This is a genomic window from Puia sp. (assembly GCF_036500295.1).
Taxonomy (GTDB): domain Bacteria; phylum Bacteroidota; class Bacteroidia; order Chitinophagales; family Chitinophagaceae; genus Puia.
On record NZ_DASYCH010000133.1, the window covers coordinates 45796 to 65137 of the forward strand.

At 54.3% G+C, this 19342-nt stretch carries 14 protein-coding genes; all 14 read right to left on the reverse strand.

Features of this window, described 5'->3' with window-relative positions; all coding sequences use genetic code 11:
* Nucleotide 1: 1 nt before the first annotated feature.
* A complete protein-coding gene (locus tag VGM48_RS24365; protein ID WP_331583490.1) occupies nucleotides 2-4108 on the reverse strand; it encodes a hypothetical protein in 4107 nt (1368 codons plus the stop codon).
* The gene (locus VGM48_RS24370; protein ID WP_331583492.1) at nucleotides 4105-5532 is read right to left on the reverse strand and encodes a hypothetical protein; all 1428 of its coding nucleotides are present in this window, start codon (nucleotides 5530-5532) and stop codon (nucleotides 4105-4107) included. Before VGM48_RS24370 ends, VGM48_RS24365 begins: the two co-directional genes overlap by 4 nt.
* On the reverse strand, nucleotides 5533-6474 hold the full coding sequence (locus VGM48_RS24375) for a hypothetical protein (protein WP_331583494.1): 942 nt from the start codon (nucleotides 6472-6474) through the stop codon (nucleotides 5533-5535).
* Entirely contained in the window at nucleotides 6467-8623 is a 2157-nt protein-coding gene (locus VGM48_RS24380; RefSeq protein WP_331583496.1) for a hypothetical protein, read from the reverse strand. The genes VGM48_RS24375 and VGM48_RS24380 overlap by 8 nt, the downstream gene beginning before the upstream one ends.
* On the reverse strand, nucleotides 8623-12633 hold the full coding sequence (locus VGM48_RS24385; protein ID WP_331583498.1) for a hypothetical protein: 4011 nt from the start codon (nucleotides 12631-12633) through the stop codon (nucleotides 8623-8625). Before VGM48_RS24385 ends, VGM48_RS24380 begins: the two co-directional genes overlap by 1 nt.
* A complete protein-coding gene (locus VGM48_RS24390) occupies nucleotides 12630-13328 on the reverse strand; it encodes a hypothetical protein (protein ID WP_331583500.1) in 699 nt (232 codons plus the stop codon). Before VGM48_RS24390 ends, VGM48_RS24385 begins: the two co-directional genes overlap by 4 nt.
* Nucleotides 13329-13409: 81 nt before the next feature.
* Complete coding sequence (locus tag VGM48_RS24395; protein ID WP_331583501.1) at nucleotides 13410-13829, reverse strand: hypothetical protein; 420 nt, start codon at nucleotides 13827-13829, stop codon at nucleotides 13410-13412.
* 34 nt (nucleotides 13830-13863) lie between these two features.
* Entirely contained in the window at nucleotides 13864-14082 is a 219-nt protein-coding gene (locus VGM48_RS24400; RefSeq protein WP_331583503.1) for a hypothetical protein, read from the reverse strand.
* Between the two features lie 4 nt (nucleotides 14083-14086).
* Complete coding sequence (locus tag VGM48_RS24405) at nucleotides 14087-15037, reverse strand: hypothetical protein (protein ID WP_331583505.1); 951 nt, start codon at nucleotides 15035-15037, stop codon at nucleotides 14087-14089.
* 26 nt (nucleotides 15038-15063) lie between these two features.
* Nucleotides 15064-15609 (reverse strand): hypothetical protein, encoded by a 546-nt coding sequence (locus VGM48_RS24410; protein WP_331583507.1) that lies wholly within the window; start codon nucleotides 15607-15609, stop codon nucleotides 15064-15066.
* Complete coding sequence (locus VGM48_RS24415; protein ID WP_331583509.1) at nucleotides 15575-16939, reverse strand: hypothetical protein; 1365 nt, start codon at nucleotides 16937-16939, stop codon at nucleotides 15575-15577. Before VGM48_RS24415 ends, VGM48_RS24410 begins: the two co-directional genes overlap by 35 nt.
* Nucleotides 16939-17349 (reverse strand): hypothetical protein, encoded by a 411-nt coding sequence (locus VGM48_RS24420; protein ID WP_331583511.1) that lies wholly within the window; start codon nucleotides 17347-17349, stop codon nucleotides 16939-16941. Before VGM48_RS24420 ends, VGM48_RS24415 begins: the two co-directional genes overlap by 1 nt.
* 32 nt (nucleotides 17350-17381) lie before the next feature.
* Complete coding sequence (locus tag VGM48_RS24425) at nucleotides 17382-18407, reverse strand: hypothetical protein (RefSeq protein WP_331583513.1); 1026 nt, start codon at nucleotides 18405-18407, stop codon at nucleotides 17382-17384.
* Nucleotides 18408-18794: 387 nt separating this feature from the next.
* A complete protein-coding gene (locus VGM48_RS24430; RefSeq protein ID WP_331583515.1) occupies nucleotides 18795-19229 on the reverse strand; it encodes a hypothetical protein in 435 nt (144 codons plus the stop codon).
* Nucleotides 19230-19342 lie beyond the last annotated feature (113 nt).

Here is a 19342-nt window from a genome sequence, read left to right on the forward strand (position 1 = left end):
TTTATTCAAATTTTAAGGTGAAAGGAAGGACGCTTTGGATGGAGTTGCTGGTTGAGGCGGTTGTCCATTGCACTAATGGATAAGAGTCTACCAAATCGGTGCCGCCCCCCGCATACGAGCCCGTATGCATTATAGTGGTCTGCCCTGGAATAGTCAGCACCATTGTTTCTGTCCCCGCCACAGTTCCACCACTATTCGTCGTCTGAACCACGTATGTGGATAGTTCGCATAGCTGATTGGACAGGCCCGCCGGAAGAGTGAAGGTGTGACCGGCGGCTGTACTTATCTCAATAGTTTGAGGCGTGCCTAATGTGCTTATCAACACAAATCCATGCCATACGGCAGTTGCCCCCACTCTGCCATCTCCGTTAAAACTCCCATTGCCAACGCCTGTACCCAAAAGTGTAGTGAAACTTGTGGTATTGGTTATTGCGGTCCCATTGGCTGTTTGACTCCAAATAACCCCACTGATACGTACGTCTGTAGAGGAGTTGCCGGAATTGTTATTTACCAACCCTTTGCCGCCAACGAAATTTATTTTAGACTGTACTGATACGCTACTGCCGTTGTCCTGAATCGTTGAATATCCGCCGCTCGCCCCGAACATCGGCCAGTTGCTCCACCGCAAATTCCCATTGGCCGCATTGCGGACCAAAATTTTGTAATTCGTAGAGTCGAGTAGCGTCGGGCTCATCGTGGGTATGCGAACATCCCCGTCGGCGCGGACGATCATTCTCGCCCCTGTCCCTGCGCTTAAACTGGTAATATTTCCACCCAGATAGACGGAGTCGTCAACCGAAGCCACGATAGGGGTATTAAAGGTGACGCTTCCACCGGCAGATACCGTTGATGTGCCTCCGTTGAATATGCCGACGTTACCGTGAAACATTTGAATCCCGGATACGTACCCAGTCTGAGTTGCTTGGTAGGCGGACGCGCCATTGTTCCAATGAAAGTTATCACCGAACGCCATGTTATTCAAAGCGGGCGTTGAAAACTCCCAGTTGCCAGCACGGAGAGGTGAATTATTGGTAGCAACCCCTGCGATAAAAAGTTGCGTCCCGTCATATATGAAATTTGAAGAGGAGGTGATCCCCGACCCTGTGCCATAACCTACTTGACCGGATGGCAAAGAGCCTCCGCCGCCGCCGCCCAATAACAGATCGGTGTTTCCGCCAGAGGTATGAAAGTAGAGGTGAGTGCCGTCAAATCCGAAATCCCCAACGGATGGAGAAGTGGGAAAAGTTCCGGCCGGAAAGTTAGCAGATGGCTTGGAGGTGGTAGGAGCAAAGAATGTCATCTTGTCGCCAAAGGTTCCCGCGCTATCCAAACGAGCCATTTTCGCGAACGCAAATTTGCCGTAGGAGGTGGGCCCCCCAGCCGTGCCGGTATTGGATACGATAACGCTATCCCGGGCGAGGGCCATGGGCGGCATGAGGCCCGGGTGCATTTTGAAGGTACCCGCAGTTGTACCGGTGCTGATGATCACATTATGTCCGGCATCCATTTCCAAGCTTCCATTAACCGTGGCTGATGGACCGAAAAATATCTGCTTACTCGATGAGATGACATTGAATTTTCCAAGACCCGGGTCCGATCCAGCCCCAATGGTAGTGTTTCCGCCAGAACTAACGAGAAACTGAGGAACAAAAGTGATTGGCGAATTGGCCACGCTTGTCGTCCAAGGGCTGACGAGGAAGTTGCCACTAGCAAGCTGTATCTGAACGCCCGAACTTCCATTGGCAAGCCAGTTGACGTTGTCAAACCTTGCGGCGCCGAGAGCAAATTGCGACAGGCCTATAGATTGCATATTCCAATGCGTACCCCCAAACGTGAGATTCGGAGTGTTGGCATTGTCAGTCATCGCAATAACTCCCCTCGACGCAATCTGTAGCACCGGGGCCGAATTCAGGCTATCCAAGAACAGGTTTTGAGTATGCAAATTATTATTAAACACGAACGGGAAGCCGTTCTGATAAAGGGTATCTGCATGTGTTTGCTTGTTGCCAATGAAAATTCCCTTAATGGCTAAGACCGATTCGAGAGTCAGGCTGTCAAAGCGCGTATTCACATGCTGCCGGTCTTCCAATCGGACGGTCTTGCGGAAGACGTTGTTCGGAGATGTCCGGTAAGTATATAGGATACTATCCCCGTCCCAGTTGAGAGTCCCAGGGAACGGATTACGCGGCCACGCTTTGCCCTGCTTCATTTCAATGCCTCCCCTAAGGTTGCTTGAAGGTCCTAGGGTTACTAGCGCGCTTGTATCCGGGCGCGCGCCGATGCCGTACCCAGTCAGCCCGTCACCCAAACCCGTGATGAACAGGTCGAAACCGGTACCTGTCACAGGATTGGTATTCCTATTGGCCGCTACCTGCCACGGGAGGCCGCTGACGGCGTTCTGGGTAGTTTGAAAAAGATTAGCCAGCGACATGTTCGCATACTTCATCTTGATCTGACCGCCGAGGTTGTTAAATGGCGGAGTGGGGCCCTGACTTGACCCGTCGCGAAAAGCATCATATATTAGTTCTACTCGGTTTCCTTGTACGATAATTGACGGATCAGCTCGTTGACCGTTGGATGAGTCCACGCCCTCGTCGAAAGTGGCTTTACCCAGAATAGGCTGGATCATGTCGATGTACCAATGCTTAAAATCCAGGGACCATTCGTGATAAATATCGGTAGGTAGAACATAATTCACCGAGGAAGGATCGTTAGTTAATGGCGCCCGGTGCCCGATCATATGAAAAACCGGTCCGACTTTTCCAACCCAAACTCCGGTTAGGTAAGTGCAATTACTGTCGGTGTAAGGCGAATAGTTAACGTCATCAGCCGAGGCGAATATACCATCGGAATACGCTTTCACGGCGCTAACGCCGTCAATGATCATTCGATAAGGCTTCGACGAAGTGGAATCTGGATCGTAGAATACATAACTGTTAGCGTAACCGAGTCCATTCCATGTTCCGGTGGAACCAAAGGAAAGAATCGCGGCATTTGTCAGGGTAAAACTTGGGGCGCCTAACGCTGTTGAGGCGAATCGGTCGACGCTCCCGTTAGACACTTTGACAGCGATCATAATGAGGCTATCGCCTTTGCGGTGAATGCTGCTTCGAAAATACCCCGTCATCAGCACAATGGGCGACGAATGTGTTTTGAAGGAGTCCTTTGTTTCAAAATAGATCAATCTTGGACTGCCAAAGCCTTCAGTGGCAACCACTTTTCGGACAAAATAAGAGGACGCCACAGAGCCGCTATAGGCATACGAATTACTATCCAGCAAACCCGTCGCTTCCTGCACGTTGTTTTCCAGAGTTGACGTATAAATGACGCCTCCTGTATTCCATACCTTAGTCGAATCGTATACAGTGACGGAGCTTCCCCCACCCGCGGCGATCAGCGCCCCCAAGCTATCGGCAATCTTATTGATCCGTCCTATACTCGCCCAGGAATGGATGCTTTTGTTGGAATCGATCGTTCGAACAAAGAGGTTAGATAAGGAGTCCGCTATTTTATTGATACGGCCGATGCTTGCCCAGGAGTGTATCGACTGGTTGGAATCGAGCTTTTGAACGAGAAGAAAGGTGAGCGAGTCCCCCAATTTATTCAGCCGCCCTACGCTGGCATAGGAGCTGACCGTTTTATTCGAGTCGGCGATCTGCTTGTATGTGACGTCGTTGGCTGTCTTCGCTGAGTCCAACTTCCTCTGCCCTTCTCCTCGCGTCAGGATCGCTCCGGCGTTGGGTGCAGAAGTGTCCACCAGGATGAACCGGTTACCCGAGCCGTCCACGAACTTCGTTACGGGCATCCCTGCCAGGCCGTTGACGATCAGAACCTGAAAGCCAGAGTCAGCGCCGCCGCCGGCGCCCGTGATCTGCGACCACAGATAGCCGTTCCACTTCCACAGCTCACCGCTCTTGTAAGCCACGGATCCGCTGTCGGCCACCTTCAGCTTAAAAGTGTCCCTGGGAATCCTGAGCGACCCGTTGAAGGCGGCGTTGTTCCACTCATAGCCATAGGCATTGATCTGCTGCCGCACCTTGGTGGTATCGACCTGAGCGGAGGCGCCCAAGCACAGAACCGAAAACAGGAAAAAGAGTGTTTTTTTCATATACGTCTGAAATGAATTACGCCAAAGTTTTTCACGATATTGTCGTCGCCACCCGTGTCGCCAGTAAGGAAATCGGTATCAGGAGTGGTGCTGCCGCCGAAGTTGTCCGTGCCTCCGCCTGCGTCGTACCGCTTGCCCTGGGTGCCGCCTGCGCGGCTCAAGAAGAGCAGCCCGGCAGGTCCACTGATAGCATTGAAGCCGTGCATGACATGCCGGTGGCGAAGCACCATCGCGTCTTGGAAGCCGCCTGGGTAGTCGTAGGCCCTGGTGGCGTCCAGATTCCAGCTGCCGGCGTCAAACCGCGCCAAGCCCTTTTTGCTGAGGTTACGGGTATCAGGCATCCGAAACTTGCGCTTCGAGGCGCTGATAATGAATTGCCCCTGCTTGTTCGCCGGCCGGACATAGCCGCCGAGATCCAGGTTGTTGTCGCTGATCACCAGCGTGGGCGAGAGCTTGTTGTTAAGAAACCACCAGATACGTGGGTAGTCGTCTGCGCTGAATAGGGTGTTATCCTCGGGCAGCGCATTGGGATGCGCCAGGCAGGTGCCCTCGAATATCTCGTAGACGGCCGTAAGCCCTGGATGAGCCTGGACAAGCTCGAAGTTGCTGCCCTGCTTTTCAACCCATAGATGCTCGCCCTTCCCTACCCATATCTCCGCTGTCGTATTACCATTCCATTTGAAGGAGCCGTCGGGGGAAACGACCTTTGTCTGCAACTGCGCCCCGCCGTCGTTGTCGACGAAGTAGAAATATCTGCCGTCAGGGATATTGCCGATGGAGTCCATCGTCACAACCAACTGCGGCGCAGCTCCATTGAGCTTGATCCGCTTCTGGTAATAGGTATTGTCGAGGGTGGTGTTGGCGGTGATTACCTTTATTCCCGAGAACAGCCCAACCACTCCGCCGGAGGTGTCCGTCGACTGTGTGACGTAACTCACTTCGACTATATAGACGTCGTCCTGGTTGAACTCCAACGCCCCGACCAGATCAACGCCGCCAGAAGTGCGCACCCATTCTGATGTAGGTAGGAGATAACCGAAAGCTCGCTGGAAGACGCCGGTAACGGTCTTGCCATCCAGGTTGCTGTCGACCAGGGACTGCGTGTCTGCCGCCGGTGCATTCCCTACCCCGCTGCCGACGACGTAATACCACCGCTCATTGGTGATGACGTTGTTTTTGACGTCCATCGTGTAGGTGGCAAAAAGAGTATTGAGCGTCACCCCGTCGGACGAGACATAGGTGTCGAATTCGTAGGTAACAGGGTCGAGGTCGGTAATGCTGAAATTGTTGGTGACGGCGGGAGCAGGGCCGAACACCCGACGGTCGATCTCAACCGTTGGGTCTGAGACTTTCCGCCAACGGAAAATAACAAAGGTGGTCACACCTACCACATCAATACTGAATGACCTTGTTATGTTTCCCATTTATTCGTAGTAGTTAATGGATACTGTGTTTTCGCCGGCCTGTCCGCTGGTATCCCCGAAGACACCAGCCTCGATATTATACTGCACGATCAGCCGGATATTCGTGTTCAGATCGGGATTGACGATACGGCTGGGCCGGTTCAGGCCCTCTACCAAGTCCATCGTATACCCCACCAGGCGCTTCTTATCTTCCGTCGCCTCGGTCCATTTCGCACCGTCCGCCTTCGCCAGCAATCGCCCGTCGTGGCTGATATTGTCGACAGCGTACGCCCGGTTCACCTTCTCGATCAGCGATTCCGGCACCCCCCGCCCATCGCCGATGAACACCTTCCAGTTTTTAAAGGGCTTCGATGATAGCGTGGACTGATTCAGGATTTGATCCTTATACAGCTGATCCACGCTTCCCGGCGCCACTTTCTGTAGAAACCCCGGAACCCTCAACCCGAACCGGATGCCCGTTTCATACACCACGTCGTCTTTGAACCGGCTGTTGAAGTATTCTAAAAATATGGTATTTTCAGTATTTAGTGACAATTGCAGCCACTCGGATTTTTGCGCTGCGGAATCATCTTCGCCCGGGGTGAGCAGTATTCTGAAGGCGCCGTCTGGCAGGCTGCTGACGTCGATGGACGCTTCGTAGATATAAAACCCTGGCTGATATCTATTAGCGCGAACCTGCGCCGCCGTGACTGTCAGGACGGTATTCAGGTCGCAGTCCTGGACGTCCAATTGCAGGGGCGCGAAGTTGGCCTGAAACTGCAAATGGATGCGGTCATTTTTATACCAGGGCATGAAAAATTTATCGGGCTGCTCAAAGTCCCTAAGTGTATCCGCAAATACATACGCATCAAAAAACCTAGTCGCGTACGACCCCGGCGTGTTCGGATTGACCGGCACAAAGTGAATAGGGTTGGCCTCGGGGATGTATAGCGTATTACTCATAGACGTCGATTAATGGGGTTATTTCCGTGTCCGCACTGCATAGCAGCGTGTAGTTTTGGGGCGCGTTGCTGGCCGGCTGCGATCCAGTCTTTAAGGTGAAGCCGCCCAGCGAGATCGTACCCTGACTGTAGGTCAGGACGATCTTTTTGCGCTGGCTCAGAGTAAATATATTCACCCGGTCGGGGATCACAATGTCGAAGGTATAGGGCCGGAAGAGCTTCGGCGGCATGGTGTGGATCGGTACATCGGCCCGCTCCTCGATGACGGTGCCGTCTGGTAGATTGATAGCCATCGCCACGTCCTTATCGGCGGTCGAGAATACCATGCTCTTCATTTCCAGCATGTCCAGGCAGGAATGGAAGTAGTCGGCATTGGCGAGAAAGCATTGTTTGGGCGACAGCCGGCTGTTGAACGCGGTTTCCGCATCCAGGAGCCCGACGATAAACGGGTTTTGAGTCCGATCCAACTGCAGGGGCGTAGGGCCGGCCGGGATAACGGCGATCGCGAAGACGTCATTATCCGAGCTGCTGTCCGAGGTCGTTTTGCCGTCCAGGTTGATCCGGGTGTACTCGATCCCATACATATCCGCCCGGTACGTCGTGGTCAGGTCCAGCACCGTATTGACCCGGGTCACCGGCGCGATCCAGGTTTGAGTCATATTGAACTCATATCGCCCGTTGATATCCCCCAAGGCCGTGTCGTACGTCTGGTTGGGATAGCCGATCTTCATCGAGGCGAACAGGAAGTCTGTATTGAGGGTCGTCTTCAGCTGCGACGCCTCGCCGATGTTGATGACCTGGATGCCATCCTGCAACGTCCAAAAGCTCTTTTTTTCCAGGACCAGGCGACCGCCAATCACCCCCATCCCCACCCCGAACCGCATATTGATGAAGGTGAAAAACTGCTTAAGGTTCGTCTTCAGCTTGGCACCAGGCAGTCCCCGGGCGCCATCGCCGGACGTAAAGACCACGTAGGGGTCAAGATTATCCAGTAGTGTGCTGGTGACGCCGTAGTTCCCGTTGGTGATCTTATCGACCAGCTGCTGGAAGAGATAAGCGGCCGGCAGGGTGTTGCAGGTCGTCGCGGGAAACCGATAGAAGTACCCGAAAGACAGATTGGGGTCGCCGGCGTTGCCGGTAGACGTCGTGTCGGAAAACAGGAAGGTCACGTCCGCAATGCCGGTATTCGAATTGATGTCATTGGAAACGATCGCGCACAGATAGGCGGTACAGTTGGCCGGCAGATTGATAGTTTTAGTGCCGGTCAGCTGCTTGGAAAAGGATACCCCCGACACCAGGTTCTCGGTATCCAGTATGTACGACGGGTCATTCACCAGGACGCCCGCAGCCGTGAATACACGCCAGACGATAAACAGCTTCGTGGTGCCGCCCCGCATGAGGATGTCGGCCTTAAAGTCCCAGTTGGTCACCAGATCGGTCGCGACGGTGGTTTTGAGAAGATTGCGTTTAGAGGCGAACACGGCCGCATCATCGTCGTAGGACGTGGTCACACCTGTCGTGCTGACCGCGCCCAGCTGGCTGTTCTGTTCTGTGGTAGTGATCTGCCACTCGATAATGATATTCCGCCTATTCGCCACGGATATCCCGGCCGACTGGTTGGCGATTGCCTGTACGGTTTCCCGTAATCTAAGGCCATCCAACAGGACCGGTTTCGCGGCATCGACGTCAACGTCAAACTCGTAGTCGGTCGACTCATTGGCCTTCAGGGCCCGGCTGATGTCGCCGTCCAGGATGCTGGCGGTGACTACAGGGCCATTATGACTAAAGGTAGACAGGTCCACCTCGCAACGGACCAGAAGGTCGTAATAGTACCCGTATTCGGTGTCGGAGAAGTACAACTGCTGCTCCAGGATCACCAGGTACACCGGCGTCTCGAAACCCTTGCCGTAGAATATCTTCTTCAGTATCCTCGCGCCGTCCTCGACAAAATTCTGCGGCGCCCCATACGTGCGGTCGTAGCCGAAATAGGCTTTGTTCTTCTCCGTCAGGATTGATATGTCCTGCCAACCGTCCGGGGTAAAGGTCAGCGGCACCGGGTTCGACGAAACCTGTAGGTTGCCAAGGGCATCCACATAGTAGAACTGAGACAGCTCATTTTCAAGAAAATATAGGAACGGCTTACCTTCCATTACGATTGCAGATTTCGGTTAAGCCATTGCTGACGCCGCTGGGCGCTTTCAAAACTCGTTTGAACACCAGCATATGTATTGTGAATCATCGCAACGGGTTTGTTGTTAATAGCTTGCTCCAGACTCTTTAGGCGAGTCTCAAGGCGCCCCATCGCCTCAGCCATGCCGTCATCTCTCACTTGCCCGGTATAGGTAGGCATTGCACGCAAGGACATGCGCAGCAGGTCATTGGCAATCGACTCAACGCTGGGTAGCACGGCGGAGCCTTTCGGCAGGTCTGGGATCAGGGTGGCGACTGCAGGCGACAGTAGCACGTTTCCGCTGGGGAGAATGATAGGCTCCTGCCGGCCGCCATCCCCAACGATAGCCGGACCGCCCGGGTGACCGCCTTCGCCGGTGCCATACCGGTATTGCGGAATAGGCGTAGCAAGGATGGTGGCGAGTTCGGCCGCGCCAGTTATGCCGGCTAAGATGGAGAGTGGCACATCTCCTTCGGACAGAAACTCCATGACAGCCACGCCCGTCTTCTCGATCACCTGCGCGATCGACTTCGCCCGGTCATATTTCGCCTTCTGTACGTCCAGCTGCTTTTGCCGCAGCTGTAGCCGCTCTGTGTCCGCCTGAGCTTTTGCGTTGATATTGGCGATCTTATCGGCCTTTACAGCAGCCGCATCCGCCGTAGCATTCTCAGCGTCGATCGCCGCATCCTTCTGCTGTGTGATGAGGTCGATCTGCTTCTGGATGGCGTTTTTCTGGCTGTCAATGCTCCCATCCAAGGCGGCGAAGACTGCATCTTGAACCGCATTGAATGCCTCCTTATAAGCGTCGGCCAACTTCTTTTGGTCGGCGATTTGTTTGTCGGTTGTGGATTGACTAAGAGCAAGGATATCCTTGCTTAGTTGCTCCTCAGCCTTAGCGCGAGCCGCAGTGCCAACCTCTGTTTGGGCGATAAGTCTATAGTCGTCAAGTATCGCCGCCTGAAGACGCTGCTTAGCATAGTTGCGTTGCAGGTCGGTTCTGGCCTTCTCATACGCAGCTACCGAGACGAGCCCGCTATTGTATCTCTCGTTCAGCTCATTTAAAGCATTCGCCTCATCCGTATTGATCTGGGCCTGCCGGATCGCGGCGAAAGATTGCAGATCGGCCAATATCTTGGCCTGATTCTGCTTGACTATATTTCGGACATCTGACTGATATTTTATTTCTGCCGCCTTCAGTGCGCTATTGGCCTTCGCCAGGATCGCTGCCCGCTGTTCTTCGGTCAGCGATACGTCCGCCAGCTCATTGTAATACTGGGAAATAATAACAGCCCGGCGATCGCTTTCCGCTGCCGACAGGGCGGCGAGTCTCTTCTCGTAGGATACCTTTTCATCGTCGATAACAACCTGATCACCATTTATCCGGTCCTGCAGCTCCAACTGGTATATCTGGGCAGAGGCATTGCGGTCTTTCTTCGCGTACTGCTCAGTGATGGCCCTGATCTTCTCGGCGGTATCCTGCTCCAGCTTTATCTGATCGGCGGCCGCCTGCTTTCTGGCCTGCGCCTTCTGCCCGTTGGGTCCATCTGTCAGCGATGGATCGGACAACTTCGCATTCAGTTCGGCCTGAGCGGTCGCCTTCTGCGCCGCCAGTATGGCCTCCTCGGCGGCAATGCGCTGGTCCTTGGTGGACGCCTCATTATTTAGGATCAGTTGGTTGGCGTCGATAATCGCCGTTGCCCTGAGCTTTTCGGACAACAACGTGTACTCGCGGATCTCGTCGGCATTCAACTTCGACACGTCGGTGCGGATATTCTCCTGCTCATTGTGGCCTTTGGTCCGATCCTCCTCGGCCTTTTCATAAAAGTCGTAATTGGCCTGCGCGTTAGTCTGCTCGCTTTTGGCTAATGCCAGGCGGTCCTTAATATGGTCGATATCCTTGTTGGAGACGCCCTGCTGTTTCCTTTGTTTGTCGGTAAGCGACAGGGCGTTATTTAGCTCCTGCTGAACCACCGATACCTTATACGTTTTGTTGGTGAGGTCTTCGAAATAGTCGCCCTGCGCCCTGTGCAGGGCATCGATACCGATAAGGCCCTGTTTTACATACTGATCTTCCGCCTTACTCAGCGCCAGAGCATATTTATTGTCGGCGATCTCCGCATTTTTGTCGGCGATCTTCTGCTTAATGGCGAGTATAGCAAACTGGTTTTGACCGCTCGCCTGTTCTAATTCCAATTGATGCTGCAGGTCATCGAGATACTTCTTCCCGGACTTGTCCTGCAGGTCGCTGATCTTCTGCAGGGCGTCGGACTGAGCAGCCAGGGCGTCGTTCAAGTCTTTCTGCTGCTCGACGCTGAGCGCGGTCGATGCCGTCCATTCCTGTATCTTCACAACCAGGTAGGCCACGGCTGCGCCGACGGCAACGATGACGACCCCAATCCCGGTAGCGACGAGTGCCGCGCCGAAACTTGTCGTCGCGGCTGTGGCCGTACCCATTGCCGCAGCCTCTGCCGCCGCCGCCTCGGCCAGCCCCAAAGCTGACACAGTGGCTTCGGTATTCGCCGCCACAACCGCCTCTATCGCCGCGGCAGCTTCTGCCTCGGTCGTAATAACGACATTGTATGATTCAATGAGGGCGAGATTTGCCTCAGCCTCCGCGTTTATTGTGGCGACGGCCTCGGAGGTCAGGATGATGTTTATCTTCTTCGCAGCGCTCAGCAGAGCCGTCCTCGCCGCCAGCACTAACTGGACAGCCCCAGACTCTTCCTGCAGGGCGTTGCTGACCTGCTGTAATCCGTTGATCAGAACAAGCAACTGCTGAAACTTCGCCATTTGCTTTTGGGCGTCCTCCGATTCTTCGCCGGTGAGTGCAATGGCTGCCTGAGCAGCGCCGTAGGCTCCCACCAGGCCATTTACTGCTGAAGTAAGACCAACGATAACTTTTGCATCCTGAGCCTGGAAGGCAGTCGCGGCTTTAATGTCGTTGATGGAATTCTTTACTTCGCCTATGGCTTCGTTGAACAGGAGGAACTTTTCGTCCGTCTGTCCTACGGCGAGCCCGAGGTTGACAGCGGCCTCCTGGAAGGCCCGGAGCTGCTGTCTGGAGGATGAGAATTCGCCCGACACGCTTTGCAGTATCTGCTCCAGGAGCGCCACCTGCTGTTCGGTCTGGGCGAAGCCTTTCGACCCCGGGTCAAGGTTGCTTAATTCCCCCTTTAACCCGGCCAGCTGATCCTGTAGGACCGTCAGGGCCTTGGAAAAAGAATTGGTGTAGTTGCCGACGTTGCGCCCGAAACGCCCTGTACCCTGCTCTAATGAGTTTACGGCGGCGCTCAAGGCGTCGACCTGGGATTTTATTTGCTGCCCTCCCTCGGAGTTTTTTTCCGTACCGCTTAGTTTGTCGTATGCCTGCTGCGCAATGGATAGTTGCGACCGAAGTTCATTCAGAGATCCCGCGGCGGACTGGGAGCCTTTTTCCAGCGCGTTGAAAGACGTGGTTAACGATTGGTTGGATATTTTGATCTCCTGCAGGCCGATCTTTACTTCCGTTAACTTTTCTTGATATTGAGCAAGGGTGATGGTGCCTTCGGCATAGCCTTCCTTCAAATCGCGTTGCTGCTGCCGTAGCCCGTCACCGGCAATCTGGTTCTCCGCCAGCTTCCGGGCGATCTTGTCGAATGCCGTGACGGCATCCAGCGCACTATTAGCCGCATCCCCTTGCGCTGCCGTAGCTTTTTTCGCTGATGTCGACAGGTTGTCGTAGGAAACTGATGCCTTGGCATTGGCGGCCTGTGCTTTCGTCGCCGCGTCGGCCATCTTTGTGGAGCTGTCGGCCACTTTTTGTTGGGCATCCTTTACCTTGCCCAGCGCATCTGCGACATCCCCAACCGACTGCGCAGAGTTAATCTTGAGCTTCAGGGCTGATATGGCGTCAAAACTCTCCTTCAGCGCCTTCAACTGCGCGATCACAAAGTCGGTGTCCGACTGTATGGCGGCCCTGTCGACGTACTGTGATATGAGCTCTTCGTTCATCGTTTTACCGTTTCAAGGTATTTGGTGAGTCGACGGATACGCTCGCAGTATTCGAACGTGGTAATCTTATCGTCGACAGGATATTTGGCGTAGTCGGAAAGATTGATGAGGACGGTCTGGAAATACTCCCGGGTGGGCTCGATCTTTTCGCCCTGGTTTTTGGCCTTTAGGGTGTCAAATTCCAGCCGCCGTCGGTCGAGGTCGAGCTGAAGGCCCTTGCTCCGGTTGAGACACCGCTGAAGCATTTTCTTATAACCCTCTACATCCAAGGGGTTGAATTTGAAGCTGGCGCCGATCAAGCTGTTGAGCTTCTGGGCGAGGTCCGCGTCGTAGACGATATTAAGCACACCGACGATATCGTGGATCATCTTGATATCGATCTCTTTGAGGACAATAGTCTTATAAAGGGATAGATAGAGACGGCCGTCCGTGTCCCCCATAGCCGCATTGTACTGGTCGACCAGGATAAACCAGGCGGCTGCGAGCTCTTCTTCTGTAAAAACCCCTGAAATGACCAGGCCCGACAGACGGCGGTCTATGAGACAATCGATGAAGATGTAGAGCGGCAGCTCATTGATGTGCCGAAATAACCTCCGCGACAGGAAGGCCTTGTCCGAAGGCGGTAGCGGCGTCGATGTAGTGCCATTCGCCTTGCTCTTGATATATCGCAACTGCCTTCCCTTTTTCTTTTGCATAGTCGCTTGCCTCCTTGATGATTTTTGCCTTGTCAGTCTGTCCCATCCCCTTCGTCGTCCCGAAACAATCGATACAGCCGCTCATAAAGGGAAATTTAAACCAGTAGCCGCCATTATATGCTCACGGAAAACAGGCTTCAGAAAATCTGACAGGAAGTCGGCCTTATACCTGCCGCCAAGACCGAATATCTTCGTCGTGAACTTCCGTTCGATGTCGGCGGCTTCCGGGAAACTGGAATCGGTGATGATCACCTCGCCAGAAACCTCAATTCGGAGAGACCTGTAAAAGGCCCCGTTGATGTACAGGTTAGGTACGCCTGGCTTCCGGTTACTGTTCGGAGTGATGTCGTCTTTCCAATCCGAGTAGCGCTGAGCGGCCTCTGGCGATTTAAAGTAAGGGTCTTCGAGGTACGAAGGGGAAATATCCTCCCCCGTTCGCGTCTTGCCGTCGTACATTTGGTTCTTGTTCCGCTCCAAAAGCTCATCTTTCGATTGATCCATAACGGAATGGCATACATTCTCGACGTTGAGACTTTCAAACTTGCGAAGTAGAGCGTGTATTGTCCCCATTATTATCCGTATTCTCAACCCCAGATTTATCCGTAGTTTTCCGCAGCTGAAATAGGGCAAACAGTTCGGCGATCTTTTTCCCCTTTTTAGGGTCACCCGAGAAGGTGCTGTCGACCTCCTTCTTAAATTGGTCGATGCTAAAATCCCCCAGGTGATCGCCGAACCATTTGCCGTCGTATTTCATGCGATTATTTTGACACGATGATCGGAAGGATTTCCAGCCCTGTGATATCCGCTGCGTCGAGGTCAGCGGGGGTAGGCCCTAAGAACACTTTAATCTTCGTATTGGCAGCAAGCGCGGTATAGGCGGTGTTATCGAAGGTGAGGGTCCAGCATTTGTTGACCGTATCTTTCACAAACGAAGTGATCGCCAGGGTCGTGCCGAATGCCGCACCGGTAAAGGCAGTCACCAGACCCGCCACAAGCTCGTCGGCGTACGAATCGTACACGTTGAGGTCGCCGCCCAGCGCCGCTGTAAGCACCTTCACACCGATCTTGTAGGCGTTGACCGTATGGGCAATCGGCTCATACGCGATGCCGTCCATCAGCCCAACCAGGTCGGACGATGTCATATCGGTGGTGATGTACGCGGCTGTCTTGTAGAACTCGTCAGAGCTGACGAAACTCAATGTCACCTTCGTGGATTTCACGTTCTGGGCATCATCGAAACCTTTGCCGACGATGGATACCAGGACCTTGAAGCCCTTGAAGATGTCCGTGGTGCGGCTCCGTGTACCCCACGTTTTGCCGGTGCTGCCGTGCACATAGACAGGCACGGTTGCGCCATCCAACGCAAACAGCTTCTGCTCGGTGGTAGACCCTGCGACCACGTCGAATTCGTACGCGGGCTTTGCGCCGAGGAGCACGAACTTGAGGCCATAGCCCAAGGACCCGGTCTTAGGCGCCTCGGTTTGGTCGGTATTGCCCTGCAATTCAGGGAACGGGAAAAGTTTTTCGCTGTCGCCGGTAGCCAGCTTTGTTTTGCTGACAAACTCTACGGCGAAGGTGGGCCCATCGACATAGTCGCCGGCGTCGAAGGTGCCGCCACCAAATGTGAGACCGACCGGGCGGTCTTTCGAGGGATCGCATTCAGGTCCACCGGTATTTCCACCGACAAGACCGCATTGGCTAAGACTCATTTTTATGAAAGTTTAAAAGTTAATAATTAGCACGTTGACAAAGGGTTGTAGATCATTCGATAATTCAGCCTGAAACAATGCCAAGGACTCATATCTGCCGCCTTCAATCCATCCTCACGCCGGGATCCCGGGTACTCCCGCAGAATATTGTCGATGCCCATCTCAAGCGACTCGTAGTTGAGGCCATAGGCCGCATTACCCATCGCCCGGGCGACATCCTGCCGGACTTCTTCGTCGGCGCGATGGCTGATGCCCGGCTTCAGCTTGTCCAGGTTCGCGAAGACCACCAGGTGCACGTTGACGATGGCCTCGGCCTGGATGGCGATCTTATCCGCGATACCGAAGAACGAGATCGCCGCCAGGGTATCGTTCAGGTATACCTCCTTGTATTCGTCGTTGCCGACAAAGACCTCAGCGATCATGCCGTTGCCTTTTTTGTTGCGATAGCAACGGCCATGCGCGTCATAGGTGATACCTTGCGGCCATACCTTGCTCAGGTTGTTAAAGAGCTTCTTTTGAGCCTGCTGGATCGGGATATCAATACCAACCGGGGCCGTCTTCGTATACAGCATAGCCAAGATTGAGAGTTTGTCCCTTGGGCTTCGGGAAAAATGTCTTCTGCAGCCTGGCGATTTCCGTCTCGATCTTCTGTGACAGACCCGTGGTCTTCGCCACATCTGAGGCCGGGATGGCGCCTTTCAGCTCCAGCATGACGCCTGCACTACCAAACCCTTCTTTCAGGATGCGCTCCTTATCGTTGCTGCGCGTCGAATAGAGTATCTGCTCGAGGACGTTGTACACCATCTGGAGCCCAACGGCGTTGTCGAAGACGTTGGCCCTTTTGGTGATCATCGCGGTGTGATCCCGGAAAGAACTCATTTCCAGATTCAGGCCGTACGGGACATTGGTGATGTACCGCAGCGACGAATTGAACAGGAGCGGACCGGTTTGCGGGGCCGTGATGGCGCCGGCGCAGAAACACAGCGTCTTATTCCAGCCCTCGACCTGCTCCCGGATCGCCCGGGCGGACCCAAGGTCGGTCTGGAAGTATCCGAAGTAGAACATGGCGCCTTTCGTCTCGGGGCCGATATAGTTCAGCACCAGGTCGGAGAAATCGACGATCGTAGCTTCGAACGCCGTGGCAGTGACTGTCGATGTCCATATCGGCGACCGCTTACCGTCTTTAAACAGGTACAGCGGAAAGGTTACGTGCTGGTCGAAATATAGCCGCACGCTGTCGATCTGCACGGCGATGTCAAAGGACTGGCCCACCTTGATCTCATATCCGACAAACAGCCCTGTGTTGTCCGCAGCCTGCTCAATCCGGGTATTCCGCTCGTACAGCAGCACGTGCTCCAGGTCGTCGGGCTCCTGGAAGACCGAATTCAAGCAGCGGGCGATAGCCGACCGTTGCAGGCTTTGCAGGTACGCGTTGAAGTCCGCGTTGCTGATTTCCGGGTTATCCTGGCAGTCCCGAAGATTCGGGACGGTGCACAGGGCATGGAAGTCATTGAAATACCGCAGGGATATCGATATCTGGTTATTGCTGTCCAGGATCGCGTACTTCGGAATCGTCGACTGTCGCCAGCCGATCCGGTTCAGCAGCAGGGCCATGATCGCCGACAGGTTGAACCCATTCGTGCGGTTGCCGCCGGCAGACCCGTATGCTAGATCCGACTGATGGATATACCATGTCTCGCCCGCATTGAAAGTCGTGCCGCCCACGAGTCGGAAGCCGCCAGCGCTGAGGACCTGGTAACCGTCGTACGGGTAAGTCCCGTATCCGGTCTTCTCGATCCAGCAATCCTGCCCCACCAGCGACGGGACAATACAGTCCGTCGCGTTGGGAGCGGGATCAAAGGGGCCGCCACCTCCGACTGTTATGAGTATCGGCTTACGCATTAGGGGGCCTGGTATCTCGGCGCGCGATAAATCACTGTTTGAACAACCGACTCCGTACCCGATCCCGTCGCCAGGACTTTGACAAACCGGGGCACAGGCGCTGCCACATAGAACATCGTCGATTGGGTCGTCACATTGGTGATCGTGAAGGCGCTGCCGATTGCCGTATAGTTCACGCCATCATTACAACCTTGCAAGACGACGGTCCCGGCACCGGTTCCCGATAGCTTCGTCAGAACCACCTGTACGGCGATCCCTGAGGGGCCGCTGGTAAGTTCAATGACCTTGCTTGCCGTGCCTGTGTTGGTGATCGTGTCACCTGCAGCAAGCGGTAGCGTTACGGCCTTCTGGGCGTGGGTGGCCGAAGCCAGCCCAGCCAGAAAGGCAACCAAAAACAAAAGTTTTTTCATTATTCTGAGTTATGAGTTTGAGAGTTATTGAATTACGCGCCCTGAGCAACTTCCCAGACAACGGACTCGTTCGCAGCAGACAGCGGAGGAGTGACCCAACCAATGGTGAGCGTCATTTCCGCTTCCAGAACCAAGTCCTGGATGCCACCGCCCTGAGCAGAGCCGTCAGCGCGCTGCGTGTAGGCGTGGAAGTCGAACAGCAGGCCCGAGCCGAGCGGGTCCTGGACGACGCCGAAGCCGCCCGTATACTCGTCGTAGCTGCCTTCGCCTGCGATATTCAGCGGGTCATTCCAGGGAAGACCGGCGAACGACGCGGCGGGCATAACGAGAGCGCAGCCGTTGGCGTAGTTGGCGTCGATGTCTTCGGTCGACTCAGAGATATTGAGATCCTTGAACTGAAAGGAAAGGTTCTCTTGGTTGGCGTTGCCCTGGTTGCCGAGGAATTCAGCCCGACGGTAAGCCGTGGAGTCGGAGATGATATCCAGCTGGCCGCGGTAGTTCTGCCGACGCATGAAGCTGGCGAGGTTCTGGTAGAACCGCTTTTCATCAGCACCGGCGATTTCCAGCGCGAAATTGGCCCCGTTCCAAGCACCTGCACCACCGGTAGAGGGAGCGGCAACCTGCGAACGGTTTGTCTGGAGATACGCCAGGGCGGCGGTGCCGGCCCGGGAGTGAAGGTTGCGAGCAGACTCAGCCATTTCATGCCCGAGCTGTGCAGCATAATCAAACATATTGGACTGGCCGGCTTTACGGTAAACCGTAAACGGCTCGACGAACTGCACCCAGCTCAACGTCACTTCCTTGGAATCGGCCTTGGTGCCGGTGTGGTTGTAGGCTTTGGCCGTGGTGGCGCTGGGTGCGCGCTTGATGCGGATATACGCCTTTACGGGGCGGGTATCTTTCTTGCGCAATTCCTGGTGTCCGGGGATCGTCACCTGCATGTTTTTCATGGCGAGCATCAGGGCAGGGTCCTGTTTGCGCCGAACTTCCGGCTGTTCAAAAGCCGGAATGAAGTTTGCCTGTGCGGCGAGTAGTGCCGAGGCGGTATAATTTGCCATTTGGTGAAAAGGAAAATAGAGAGAGATGATGCGGAACCTCCGCGATGGCTTTGGGGCACCGCCCCGTTTGGCTTTGGGGCACCGCCCCGAAATTTTGGAAGCCGCCCCCGGACTGACTCGGGTTAAGGCAATGGAGACGACTTCCGAGGACTAAAATACATTATTTTCGGAACTTTCAAATATTTGTGACACTTATTTTTCAAAAACAGAAAAGCCCCGGATTCCGCCGGAGCTCTATCGACTTCTGTAAGCCGCGCCTTTGTCTCACCAGAGTTACCGCAACAGTCGATGCGGACTGAATCATGGGGATTCGAACCCCACTCCCTTCGCACTTGCACTCTGCGATTGAGCCGGCCCTGCCACCGGCGCCTGGAGAGAAGGCTAATATTATACCAGCGCTTTAACTGTCAACTCTTCACCTGTCAGAGCGAAGTAGAGGTTTTGAAGTTGGTGGACGTATTTGATCTCAACCTTTCTATCCCCCATGCCTTGGTCATACGAGAATATAAAAGGCTGTTTTTCGGGTGGCACGCCGATCTGATCGATGGCGAAATCAAGGGCTCTTCCTTCAGTAGCCCACTCGATGATATCAATTTCATAATCCTGCGTGTCAAATCCCATCCTTCCCAGCCACTCGGCGGTGAGGGGGATGGGCAAAAAATCAACCTCGCCAGTCCCCAGCGTAGCCCCAGAATTCTTGTTTACTTCAGTCCCGTTGATCCGCGAGAACGTCAACCCGCCTCTTTCAATGCTATATACCGACGTCACTTCGCCTTGGTATAACACCAGGTTCTCCAGTCTCAATTCAGTTGCCTTTATCATGCCGTCAATCTACAAAAAATCCCCGTGTCGCCACAGGGATTTTCAGGTATTACTCGGTTTTTCAGTTGTCAGGAATTCAGGTCGAAGTCTGGGTTGGCCTTCTTTAACTCGGC

Excerpts from the sequence above, each read along its gene's own strand:
- VGM48_RS24365 (WP_331583490.1), bottom strand. The coding sequence starts at position 4,108 with ATGAAAAAAACACTCTTTTTCCTGTTTTCGGTTCTGTGCTTGGGCGCC.
- VGM48_RS24370 (WP_331583492.1), bottom strand. The coding sequence starts at position 5,532 with ATGGGAAACATAACAAGGTCATTCAGTATTGATGTGGTAGGTGTGACC.
- VGM48_RS24375 (WP_331583494.1), bottom strand. The coding sequence starts at position 6,474 with ATGAGTAATACGCTATACATCCCCGAGGCCAACCCTATTCACTTTGTG.
- VGM48_RS24380 (WP_331583496.1), bottom strand. The coding sequence starts at position 8,623 with ATGGAAGGTAAGCCGTTCCTATATTTTCTTGAAAATGAGCTGTCTCAG.
- VGM48_RS24385 (WP_331583498.1), bottom strand. The coding sequence starts at position 12,633 with ATGAACGAAGAGCTCATATCACAGTACGTCGACAGGGCCGCCATACAG.
- VGM48_RS24390 (WP_331583500.1), bottom strand. The coding sequence starts at position 13,328 with ATGCAAAAGAAAAAGGGAAGGCAGTTGCGATATATCAAGAGCAAGGCG.
- VGM48_RS24395 (WP_331583501.1), bottom strand. The coding sequence starts at position 13,829 with ATGGATCAATCGAAAGATGAGCTTTTGGAGCGGAACAAGAACCAAATG.
- VGM48_RS24400 (WP_331583503.1), bottom strand. The coding sequence starts at position 14,082 with ATGAAATACGACGGCAAATGGTTCGGCGATCACCTGGGGGATTTTAGC.
- VGM48_RS24405 (WP_331583505.1), bottom strand. The coding sequence starts at position 15,037 with ATGAGTCTTAGCCAATGCGGTCTTGTCGGTGGAAATACCGGTGGACCT.
- VGM48_RS24410 (WP_331583507.1), bottom strand. The coding sequence starts at position 15,609 with ATGCTGTATACGAAGACGGCCCCGGTTGGTATTGATATCCCGATCCAG.
- VGM48_RS24415 (WP_331583509.1), bottom strand. The coding sequence starts at position 16,939 with ATGCGTAAGCCGATACTCATAACAGTCGGAGGTGGCGGCCCCTTTGAT.
- VGM48_RS24420 (WP_331583511.1), bottom strand. The coding sequence starts at position 17,349 with ATGAAAAAACTTTTGTTTTTGGTTGCCTTTCTGGCTGGGCTGGCTTCG.
- VGM48_RS24425 (WP_331583513.1), bottom strand. The coding sequence starts at position 18,407 with ATGGCAAATTATACCGCCTCGGCACTACTCGCCGCACAGGCAAACTTC.
- VGM48_RS24430 (WP_331583515.1), bottom strand. The coding sequence starts at position 19,229 with ATGATAAAGGCAACTGAATTGAGACTGGAGAACCTGGTGTTATACCAA.